The following is a 10094-nucleotide window of genomic DNA, read 5'->3' on the forward strand; positions in this document are numbered from 1 at the left end:
ACCACCTGCCAGCTTCGTCAGACGCAGGCTCTGGAGAACCATTGGAATACTGCGTTCTTCGCGCTCAGTCTGGGACGGGCAGAAGTGCTGCTGGAGGCCGCTGGCCTCCAGGGTCGCCCGGCCACTTCACTGGTGTTTTCCTACGAAGACATCAAGCGGCGGGCCTTCAACCGGCTCTTTGCGTGGCGAATACTGAGCAATCTAGGTCTCCAGGCACGATTTGCCGAATTAGGAAAACATCCGTCCAGGCCGCTGGATTTGGGGGTCAAAGCGGCTTGAGGGTGGTCAAAACTGTCCGAACCATTGATGATGTAGATCTATGTTTATTGTTACAGGTGGAGTTTTTTCCAGATGGAATTGTTTCTAGATATAGAAATCAGTTGTCTTCGCGCGTCCAGGTGATCAGATACAACATGCGGCCCCGGTCATCCTCGATCTCGACGTGATCATCTGAGATTTCGGCCACGGTATAGCTGTAACCCTCCTGAGAAGCCGCGCGGATGGCACGGTAGGTTTCAAAGCAGCCGACGTTTTCCATGCCATTCGCGGTGGGTCTCAGGAGGGTGTAGGACATGTGTATAAGGTAAGAGGTTGGTTAATACAAAACACTGACAGTTGGCTGGGCGCGTCTGGGACGACAAACATTTGGTGAACGCCAGATGACGCCACCTCCAGCCTAACGGGCGTTTGGCCCGGCTTCCTCTTGTTAAACTGCCCCATGACCGTGACTGATACGCCCGTTCCCGCCGAGAGCGGGATGACCAGTGGTATGGGGTTTGCCCTTAACGACGACAGCCGCATGATCCTGCAACACGTCCGCGACTTCTGCCGCGCCGAGATCGCGCCGCATGCCGCCGAGTATGACCGCAGCGGTGAGTTCCCTCACCCGCAGTTGCGCGGGCTGGCCGAGATGGGCCTGCTGGGGGCCACCGTGCCGGAAGCGTGGGGCGGCGCGGCGCTGGACAGCGTGACCTACGCCCTGTGCCTGGAAGAGATCTGCGCGGCGGATGCCAGTGTGGGCGTCATTGTCAGCGTGCAGAACGGCCTGCCCGAGCAGATGATCTTCAAATACGGTACCGATGCCCAGCGCGAGAAGTACCTGCGCCCCCTCGCCAGCGGGGAAAAGATCGGCGCGTTCTGCCTGACCGAGGCCAGCGCGGGCAGCGACGCCGCCAGCTTGCGCCTGAAAGCGGTTCGCGACGGCGACGACTGGCTGCTGGACGGCGCGAAAGCCTGGATCACCAGCGGCGGTCAGGCCGAAACATATCTGGTGATGGCCCGCACGGGCGGCCCCGGCGCACGCGGCGTGAGCTGCTTTATCGTCGAGAAGGACACGGATGGCCTGAGCTTCGGCAAGCCCGAGGAAAAGCTGGGCATGCACGCCGCACACACCACCACCGTCACCTTCGACGGCGTGCGTGTGCCCCACGAGAACATGGTGGGTGAGGAGGGCCAGGGGCTGATCGTGGCCCTCGCCAGCCTGGACGCCGGGCGGATCGGGATTGCCATGCAGGCCATCGGGATTGCCCGCGCGGCGCTGGTACACGCCACCAAGTACGCCAGCGAGCGCGAGCAGTTCGGCAAGAAGCTGCGCGAGTTCGAGGGCGTGTCCTTCAAGATCGCCCGCATGGCCGCCCGCATCGAGAGTGCGCGGTTGGTGGCCCTGAAAGCCGCGTGGCTCAAGGACCAGGGCCAGTCGTACGGCAAGGAGGCCAGCATGGCAAAACTGCTGGCCTCCGAGGCGGCGGTGGACTGTGCGCGGGACGCCATCCAGATCTTTGGCGGCAACGGCTACAGCCGCGATTATCCCGTCGAGAGGTTGTTCCGCGACGCCAAGGTCACCGAGATCTACGAGGGCACCTCCGAGATTCAGCAACTGGTGATCAGCCGGGCCGTCTTCGCGGAGCTGGACGGCTGATGCTGGTGGCGCTGGCACTGGGGTTTACCCTCCAGACCGCCCAGGGTCAGCCGTGGTCACTGTCAAGCGTGTTGGGCAAGGAGCGCGTGCTGATCGTCAGTAACCCACCCATCGCCTATCTGGCCGAGGCGCGGCGGCAGGACGCCGAATTACAGGTGCGTGACCTGCGCGTGGTGGCGCTGCTGCCCCCTGGTGATGCTCGGCTGAACGGCCCAAAAACCCTGATGCTCACGCTGCTGGCCGATCCTGGCGGCACGGTGGGGGCGCAATATGGCCGCGCCGCGCTGATCGGCAAGGACACGGGCATCAAGGCGCGCTACCAGACCTTTCCGGCCCTGAATACGGTGGCCGCCCTGGTGGACACCATGCCCATGCGGCGGCAGGAGCAGCGGGTGCGGGGGCGTTAGTGTCGGGAGACGGCAGCTTCGTAAGCGGTCTGTCTTCCTGAACTCCGTCAAGAGCGGGGTGTTGATATCTTCCTGACCCAGCAGCTTCCATTAAGATCGGTTGTATGGCAAACCTCCGTTCTTCTGCCCGCCGTTCCCGCCTGCCCGCGCTGGGCGTGGGTGTTCTGCTCGTTGTCGGCGCACTGGCCGGGGCGACGGCGTATACCAGTAACCAGACCGCCCAGACCCAGCAAACCCTGGCCCAGACACTCCAGGCGCAACTGGAGGCCACCGGCTATGCCAAAGTGGAGTCGTCCACCTATCAGCGCGGTCTGCTGAACAGCACCCAGACCATGAATGTGACGCTGGGCAAGGGAACGGAGGACGTGGCCCTGATCGTGGTCAACCGCATTCAGCATGGGCCGTTTCCGGGTTTTCAGGCGGTGGGCAATGCCGTTGTCGATACAGAGGTCCGCTTTGCCGATCCGGCGCTTCAAGCCAGGGTCGAGAAGGCGTTCGGGAACCAGAAGCCCACCATTCGCACCGTCGTGGGACTGGGCGGCGGCACCTCCACCCACCTGGACATTCCGGCTGGCACGCTGCTCGAGGAGGGCGACGGGGGAAGCTCCACCCTGAGCTGGCAGGCCATGACCGGCGACATCGAGAACAGCGGCCTGAAGTCCAGCACGCGGCTGAGCTGGCCCGAATTCAAGCTCGCCTCGGAGGACGGGGTGCTGACCATCAGCGGCATGGCCCTGAACGGCAACGCCGTCAAGCAGAACGCGGACGATCCGCTGGGGGTGGGCGAGCAGATTCTGACCCTGGCGTCCGCGACTTACGACGGTTCGTCTGACGGGGCGCAGGATGGGCTGGACCTCAAAGACCTCAAGGTCAGCAGTATCAGCACGCTCAAGGACGGTTTTTACAACGGCGGTGTTCAGTACAACATCGGGCAGCTTGGATTCTCGGGGCTGGGAAGCGGCACGCAGAGCCTGAAGAACGTGCAGCTTCACCTGAGCCTGGGCCACCTGAGCCAGGAACCGCTGGCCCGCATGGTCACCACCATTCAAACCCTGGGCCAGCAACTCCAGGACGATCCCGACGCGGCGGACCTGAGCGAGACGCAGAAAAAGGCCCTGACCGAGGACGCGCTGGCCCTGCTGCGGGCCGGGCCAGTGTTCGCCATTGACCGCCTGAGCCTCACGCAGACGGGCGGCGACATCGTGCTGACGGGTAAGGCCGAACTGCCCGGAGCGGGTGAACTGGACGCCGAGACCGCTCAGATGCTCGCGTCCAGCCCCGCGATGGCGCTGGGCATGGTCAGGGTGCAGGCGCAGCTCAAGGCCGCCGAGCCTGCGCTGCGTGAGTTGCTGGGTGAGCTGTCCCCCGACGCCGCCGCTGGCGTTCAATCCCTGATCGACATGGGCTATCTGGAACGCCAGGGCAACGATCTGGTCAGCAACCTGGCTTTCGGAGGGGGCGAGGCCACCATCAACGGTCAGGCGCTGGGCGGTGGATTCTAGAGGCAAAGAGCCGCGTCCACATGTCCTGCCAGGTCAGTGGCTTGCCCGACGTATCGCGCGTGGCTGCCCGGTACTGCCACAGCTCCACGCAGGCTGTCAGATCATCGGCGCGGCGGGGGAGCAGAGTGGGGCAACGTCAAATCCCTTCAAAGAAGTCGCTGTCTATTTTCTTGACCAGATACGTGCTGCGGGTGATCACGCCCACGCCGTACTGGATCATCAAGTCAGCCAGCGTGTCGCCGCCGATCAGAATGATGTTGCCGATTGCCGGGCCGTATCCGTGGCGCTTGAGCTGAAGCCTGCGGTGGTGATCAACACGCCCTTGGACGCCTTGTGGTAGGTCAGGCTGCCAGAGAAATTCCGTACCTCCTGGCTGCCCACATTACTGGCCCACTGTTTGGCCTGCACATACACCTTGTCCAGTCCCAGTGGGTCTTGCTTGACCACGCCGTCAATCCCGTTGTCGCCACTGCGCCCCAGCGCTTGCCCGGCGTCGCGCACGCTGCCGCCGTAGCCCATCGCCACCAGCAATTGCACCACCAGAATCTCAAACTGCTGCGGCGTCAGGGCGCGTACCTGGGTCAGAAGTTCATCGGCAAGGGCGGCGCTGAGTTCGGCATACAGGGTGTCCAGTTGTTCATCCGGCGAAATGTCTATGTGCTGAATGTCGGCAGCATTTGATTGGGGCTGGGCGGTTGGACCACTGCGGCGGGTTTCTTTGAATGCCTGAAACTCCGGGTAAACCTTGAGATCGTTCTGTGTGATTCGGCCCGGCACGCGGCCCAGAAGTTCGCGCCCGCGCGCTGTGAGCCTCACCGTCCCGCGAACCACCGTTTCCACCACCTGCGCTTTTGCAAGGTAGGTTTTTGCCCAGCCGACCCGATTGGCAAAAGTGGCCTGTCTGCCGCTGGGAAGCATTTCCTGAAGATCAACTTCGGTGAGCTGAAATTGCTCCGCGAGTGCCGCCGATACCTCCTGCATTGAATGGGTCTGACCGTCTTGCAGGCTCTCCAGCAAGGGGCGCATCAATGTCTGAAAATCGGGAACGGTCATAGCCAACTTTAGCCGAACAAAAAGAACCGCCTACCCCAACGGCAGACGGCTCAATTCCGAACTTTCCTCAATCAGTCCGTGTAAGCCCCCACCGCCGCGCTGCTCACCAGCTTGGCGTATTTCGCCAGCACGCCGCGCTTGTAACGGGGTTCCGGCTGTACCCACTCGGTACGGCGGCGCTCGATCTCGGCGTCATCCACATGCAGCGTCAGTTCGCACGTCTCGGCGTTCAGCTCAATCGTGTCGCCCTCGTGAATCAGGGCAATCGGACCGCCCACATACGCTTCGGGGGCGACGTGGCCCACCACCAGCCCGAAGGTGCCGCCCGAGAACCGCCCGTCGGTGATCAGGCCCACGCTGTCGCCCAGGCCCTTGCCGATGATGGCGGAAGTAGGGGAGAGCATCTCGCGCATGCCGGGGCCGCCCTTCGGTCCCTCGTAGCGGATCACCAGCACGTCGCCGGGGTTGATCTGGTTGTCCATGATGGCGTGCATTGATTCCTCCTCAGATTCAAAGACGCGCGCTGGGCCGGTGATCTTGATGCTCTTCAGGCCGCTGATCTTGGCGACGCTGCCCTCCGGGGCCAGGTTGCCGCGCAGGATGGCGAGGTGGCCCTGCGTGTACAGCGGCTCGGCGTAGGGGCGAATCACGTCCTGTCCGGCGTCGGGCGTATCCTGCTCCTGCTCCAGATTCTCGGCAATCGTCTTACCGGTTACGGTCAGGCAGTCGCCGTGCAGCAGACCCTCCTTGAGCAGCATCTTCATCACGCGCGGAATGCCGCCCACCTCATGCAGGTCGGTGGCAACATATTTGCCGCTGGGTTTCAGGTCGCAGAAGACGGGGGTGGCCTCACGGATGCGCTCGAAGTCCGCAAGCGTCAGGTCGATGTCGCAGGCGTGGGCAATCGCCATCAGGTGCAGCACGGCGTTGGTGCTGCCGCCCACGGCCATGATCACGGTAATGGCGTTCTCGAAGGCTTTCTTGGTCAGGATATCCAGTGGGCGGATATCGTTTTCAATCAGCTTCAGCAGGGCGCGGGCGCTGTCGGCGCTGGAGGTGGCTTTCTCGGCGTCCACCGCGCTCATGGTGCTGGAGAACGGCAGGCTCATGCCCATCGCTTCAAAGGCGCTGCTCATGGTGTTGGCGGTGTACATGCCGCCGCAGGAGCCGTTGCCGGGGCAGGCTTTCTTCTCGATCTGCGTGAACTCCTCACGGCTGATCTTGCCCGCGCCGAAGGCCCCCACCGCCTCGAACACGCTGACAATCGTGAGGTCCTGGCCGTTGTAATGGCCGGGCTTGATGGTGCCGCCGTACACGAAGATGGCCGGGATGTTCAGCCGCGCGATGCCGATCATGGCCCCTGGCATGTTCTTGTCGCAGCCGCCCACCACGATCACGCCGTCGTGCGACTGGCCGCGCGACACGGTTTCGATGCTGTCGGCGATCACCTCTCGGCTGACCAGACTGCACTTCATGCCCTCGGTGCCCATGCTGATGCCGTCCGATACGGTGATGGTGCCGTAGACCTGGGGCATGCCTCCACCTTCCGTGATGGCGTCAGTGATATGCCCGGCCAGTTCGCCCAGCCCGTTGTTGCACGGCGTGATGTTGCTCTGCGCGTGCGCCACGCCGATGATCGGCTTCTCGAAATCGCCGTCGGTAAAGCCCACCGCCCGCAGCATGGCCCGGTTGGGGGCGCGCTCGTCGCCCTGCGTGACATGGTGAGAGTTCCAGTTGAGCTTGGCCTTCTTGGCGGTGTCGGTCATGGCTACAGGGTAGCGCTGGAGGCCGGGGTGGGGGCGGGAAGGCTCAGACAGGGGAGGGAACTGGATGATTGGGGGCAACATTTGTTGAGCCAGAAGGCGAAGAGAAACCCCTCAGTCTGCTTCGCAGCCAGCTCCCCTCAAAAGGGAGCCGAGAAACGCGACTGGTAGGGCAATGCTGCGACTCTTGCCTCCCTTCTAAGGGGAAGTGGCCCGAAGGGCCGGACTCGTAGAGCTGCGAAGCAGAGGGGTCAAGCGGGCATGGCAATCCCGGAACCGCCTGTACACACCTCTCCTGCTTTACTCCTGACTGGTAATAAACGGCAGATTGCGGTCATATTGCGATCTGTCCAGACCGTAGCCGTACACGAAGGCGTCGGGGATGGTAAAGCCCAGGTATTCCACCGGAACCTCCACCTTGCGGCGGCTGGGTTTGCTCAGCAGGGCGGCGATCTTGATGGTGGCGGGGCCACGTCCTTCCAGATAGTGCAGCAGGTAATTCATGGTGATGCCGGTGTCCACGATGTCTTCTACCAGAATGACGTGGCGGTCACTGATCGGGAACTGCAAGTCCTTGACCAGCCGGACCTCGCCGCTGCTCTGCTTGGCGTTGCCGTAACTGCTGGCCTGCAAGAAGTCCATGGTGCAGGGCATGTCCAGCGCGCGGACCAGATCGGCGTGGAACATGAACGCGCCGTTGAGGACGCAGATCAGGTGTGGCTCGCGGCCCGCGTAGTCGTGGCGGATGCGGGCGGCCAGCTCGGTGACGCGGGCCTGAATCTGCTCACTCGTGATCTGCACCGGGCCGGGGCCAGGAGCGAGGCTGGAAGGGGAGGGGGAGCCGGAAGCAGCACTCATATGGGCGTCAGGCTAACACGCGCCCGACCCCGTGGGCCGCCTGCTCCCCGTATACTCCAGCGCGTGAATGGCCTGCCTCTTCTTGATCTGAGCCGCGTGCCCGGCGTTCTTGGCCGCATCGTGCAGGAGCGGTCCGGGGACTACCGGGAGGCCAGCCCCGATCTCGGTCCCGCGCGCCCCGCCGCCCGCCGTCTTGAAGCGGCTCTGAGCGGCCCGAATCTGGCTTTAATCGCTGAGGTCAAACGCGCCAGCCCCAGCCAGGGCGCGATTGCTCCACTTGACCCAGCAGAAGCGGCGCGGGCCTACGAGACAGGGGGTGCGGCGGCCATCAGCGTCCTGACCGAACCCCGCCACTTCGACGGCAATCCACAGGCCCTGCATGACGTGATCGGCGCAGTGGGGTTGCCCGTGCTGCGAAAGGATTTCGTGGTCCATCCCGCCATGCTGCGTGAGGCCGCCGAGTGGAATGCCTCGGCGGCGCTGCTGATGGTCAGCGTGCTGGGCGAGGCCACGGGCGCTTATCTGGATATGGCCCACCACCTGGGTCTGGACGCGCTGGTGGAAGTCCACGACGAGGCCGAGCTGGAGGTGGCAATGCAGGCTGGAGCGCGCATCATCGGCGTGAACAACCGCGATCTGAAGACGCTGGAGATTGATCTGGCGGTCAGTCCGCGCCTGATCCGGCTGGCCCGGCAGCGCGGCTTTGCGGGCGTGCTGGTGGCGGAAAGCGGTTACCGCACCCCGCAGGAGATCGCGCAGGTTCGCGGACTCGCTGACGCCGTGCTGGTGGGCAGCAGTCTGGCGGGCAGCGGTGATCTGGAGACAGCCGCCCGTCAGCTCATGACGCCCTGACCCGCATGTCAACCTTCTTCACTTCCGGGGGCTGCCCGTGAGGCTGTAGCCGTTGCTCCCGAAAAAAGTGGGCCACGGGGTACACTCCTCATCAGATCATGTCCAGCCCCGATACCCAGACCGTTTTTGTGGTTTCCGCAGACCGTGCCCGCGCCGCGCAGCTCGCGCCCCTGCTGAGGCAGGTCTCGGTGGTGCATGTCAGTGACGCCGAGACCCTGCTGCGCGAGGCCCATGTCCAGCCGCCCGCCGTGGCGCTGCTGTACGCCGATCTGCCGGGCGTGCCGCTGGCCCAGGTGCTGCCCATGCTGCGCCAGCGCGCCGAACTGGCCGGAACCCAGTGGCTGGCCGTGGGTACCCGTGGCCTGGGCGCGCTGCTGTCTGCCGGGGCCGACGCGCTGATCAGCGACAGCACCGCCCCCGACGCGCTGGCCTTGCAGGTGGGCAACATGCTGAGGCGCGCGCGGCAGCACCACGATCTGCATGGCCGGGTGGCCGCTCTGCAACGCCGCAGCGACGACTGGGAACACGAGGAAAAGGTGCGGGACCAGTTGATCCACATGCTGGTGCATGACCTCAAGAACCCGATTGCCGCCGTGATGGGCCTGCTGGAAATCGTGCAGGACGACGCCCGCGTCCCCGACGACTCCCGCGAACTGCTGAAGGTGGCCCGCGACGAGACCCAGCACCTGCTGCATCTGGCCGTCAACATGCTCGACATCCGCAAGATCCAGGCAGGCAAGATGAATCTGCGCCGCGAGCTGATGTTCTCGCCGATGTTCGCAGAGGTCATGGCCCTGGCCTGCGGCGACGTGGGCACCGGCCTGCGTGACCGCGTGATGCGCACAGATGTGGAAAGCAACCTCAGCCCGGCCAGCGCGGACCCCGAAATCCTGCGCCGGGTCATGGCCAACCTGATCAGCAACGCCATGAAACACACCACGGGCGGGGGCCACATCGCTATCATGGTGCGTTCGGTCAAGGACGCCGTGCAGATCAGCGTGCAGGATGACGGCGAGGGCATTCCTGCCGACGACATTCCCAACCTGTTCGCCGCCTTCGAGCAGTCGCGCCTTACCCTGCACGGGCGCTTCGACACCGGCATGGGTCTGGCCTTCTGCAAACTGGCCGTGGAGGAACACGGCGGGCAGATCGGCGTGCAGTCCGAACGCGGCCACGGGGCCACCTTCACCTTTTCTCTGCCCCTGGCCCACGACGCCGACGACGACGATTTCGTGGAACTGGTGAACTGATATGGACTCCGATTGAAAGGTGTTGAAAACACCTGGAAATCCGAGTGAGGCGAGAAAGATAAAACGGGTGCCGGACGTGGAGTGTAGGAATTGGCGCTGTCCCGATTCCGACACGAAACAAACGGAATCCGTATGAGCAATGGTTCGGACAGTTTTGACGAAAAGTAGGGGTGGCCCAAAAAACGGGTCTCCGGTAGGGTGAGGTTCTCAAGCCCACACCCAAGGAGACCCAATGACTATTTTACCTGTGCTGCTCACCCTGCTCAATCTCCCCGCTGCCCAACAGCGTTTTTTCCTCCACCTGATGCCGGTGTGGCAGGCCATTCCTGGCCGAATCAATGCCCTGAATCTCAGCCGTTACAGCGGACTCCACGAACGTACCTTCCGCCGATGGTTTCAAAAGGCCCTCCCGTGGAATACGCTCCAATAGAGCGTACCGGAACTCCTCGTGCGGCTGGGCGCACTCGGTTCAGGGTTCGTTCTGCTCATGG

General features: G+C 63.6%; 10 protein-coding genes and 1 pseudogene. 7 read left to right on the top strand and 4 right to left on the bottom strand.

All coding sequences use genetic code 11. The features are described 5' to 3' along the window. A pseudogene (locus Q319_RS28000) lies at positions 1–279 on the top strand (IS4 family transposase); the annotation flags it as partial. Between the two features lie 97 nt (positions 280–376). Here the strand turns inward: Q319_RS28000 and Q319_RS27515 are convergent. Continuing rightward, positions 377–574: a hypothetical protein gene (locus Q319_RS27515; protein WP_156039504.1), complete on the bottom strand. Its 198-nt coding sequence runs from the start codon at positions 572–574 to the stop codon at positions 377–379. A 144-nt stretch (positions 575–718) separates the two neighbouring features. On the opposite strand from Q319_RS27515, the gene Q319_RS0120780 reads away from it, so the two are divergent. From Q319_RS0120780 to Q319_RS0120790, 3 genes are all read left to right on the top strand, one after another. Further along, a complete protein-coding gene (locus Q319_RS0120780) occupies positions 719–1918 on the top strand; it encodes an acyl-CoA dehydrogenase (RefSeq protein ID WP_415814527.1) in 1200 nt (399 codons plus the stop codon). Beyond that, positions 1918–2325 carry a DUF4174 domain-containing protein gene (locus tag Q319_RS0120785; RefSeq protein ID WP_051655627.1) on the top strand — a complete coding sequence of 136 codons (408 nt, stop codon included), beginning with the start codon at positions 1918–1920 and terminating at the stop codon, positions 2323–2325. Before Q319_RS0120780 ends, Q319_RS0120785 begins: the two co-directional genes overlap by 1 nt. Positions 2326–2429: 104 nt before the next feature. After that, entirely contained in the window at positions 2430–3827 is a 1398-nt protein-coding gene (locus Q319_RS0120790; protein WP_029484345.1) for a YdgA family protein, read from the top strand. A 246-nt stretch (positions 3828–4073) separates the two neighbouring features. Here the strand turns inward: Q319_RS0120790 and Q319_RS24955 are convergent, their stop codons facing one another. The 3 genes from Q319_RS24955 to hpt form a co-directional block, all read right to left on the bottom strand. Beyond that, positions 4074–4880: a restriction endonuclease gene (locus Q319_RS24955; protein ID WP_245619424.1), complete on the bottom strand. Its 807-nt coding sequence runs from the start codon at positions 4878–4880 to the stop codon at positions 4074–4076. 71 nt (positions 4881–4951) lie between these two features. After that, positions 4952–6646, bottom strand: coding sequence for a dihydroxy-acid dehydratase (gene ilvD, locus Q319_RS0120800; RefSeq protein WP_029484346.1), 1695 nt, complete (start codon positions 6644–6646; stop codon positions 4952–4954). A 297-nt stretch (positions 6647–6943) separates the two neighbouring features. Then, positions 6944–7501 carry a hypoxanthine phosphoribosyltransferase gene (gene hpt, locus Q319_RS0120805; RefSeq protein ID WP_029484347.1) on the bottom strand — a complete coding sequence of 186 codons (558 nt, stop codon included), beginning with the start codon at positions 7499–7501 and terminating at the stop codon, positions 6944–6946. Positions 7502–7564: 63 nt separating this feature from the next. Here hpt and trpC point away from each other — a divergent pair, with 63 nt between their 5' ends. The 3 genes from trpC to Q319_RS0120820 all read left to right on the top strand — a co-directional run bounded on the left by trpC (position 7565) and on the right by Q319_RS0120820 (position 10033). Further along, entirely contained in the window at positions 7565–8353 is a 789-nt protein-coding gene (trpC, locus tag Q319_RS0120810) for an indole-3-glycerol phosphate synthase TrpC (RefSeq protein WP_029484348.1), read from the top strand. 98 nt (positions 8354–8451) lie between these two features. Further along, complete coding sequence (locus tag Q319_RS0120815; RefSeq protein ID WP_029484349.1) at positions 8452–9603, top strand: ATP-binding protein; 1152 nt, start codon at positions 8452–8454, stop codon at positions 9601–9603. Between the two features lie 232 nt (positions 9604–9835). Next, on the top strand, positions 9836–10033 hold the full coding sequence (locus Q319_RS0120820; protein WP_029484350.1) for a hypothetical protein: 198 nt from the start codon (positions 9836–9838) through the stop codon (positions 10031–10033). The last annotated feature ends 61 nt before the right edge of the window (positions 10034–10094 follow it).

The organism is Deinococcus marmoris DSM 12784 (assembly GCF_000701405.1).
Classification (GTDB): domain Bacteria; phylum Deinococcota; class Deinococci; order Deinococcales; family Deinococcaceae; genus Deinococcus; species Deinococcus marmoris.

Bases quoted from the DNA above. Each gene is read 5' to 3' on its own strand.
- Q319_RS27515 (WP_156039504.1), bottom strand. From the start codon at position 574: ATGTCCTACACCCTCCTGAGACCCACCGCGAATGGCATGGAAAACGTC.
- Q319_RS0120780 (WP_415814527.1), top strand. From the start codon at position 719: ATGACCGTGACTGATACGCCCGTTCCCGCCGAGAGCGGGATGACCAGT.
- Q319_RS0120785 (WP_051655627.1), top strand. From the start codon at position 1,918: ATGCTGGTGGCGCTGGCACTGGGGTTTACCCTCCAGACCGCCCAGGGT.
- Q319_RS0120790 (WP_029484345.1), top strand. From the start codon at position 2,430: ATGGCAAACCTCCGTTCTTCTGCCCGCCGTTCCCGCCTGCCCGCGCTG.
- Q319_RS24955 (WP_245619424.1), bottom strand. From the start codon at position 4,880: ATGACCGTTCCCGATTTTCAGACATTGATGCGCCCCTTGCTGGAGAGC.
- ilvD (WP_029484346.1), bottom strand. From the start codon at position 6,646: ATGACCGACACCGCCAAGAAGGCCAAGCTCAACTGGAACTCTCACCAT.
- hpt (WP_029484347.1), bottom strand. From the start codon at position 7,501: ATGAGTGCTGCTTCCGGCTCCCCCTCCCCTTCCAGCCTCGCTCCTGGC.
- Q319_RS0120815 (WP_029484349.1), top strand. From the start codon at position 8,452: ATGTCCAGCCCCGATACCCAGACCGTTTTTGTGGTTTCCGCAGACCGT.
- Q319_RS0120820 (WP_029484350.1), top strand. From the start codon at position 9,836: ATGACTATTTTACCTGTGCTGCTCACCCTGCTCAATCTCCCCGCTGCC.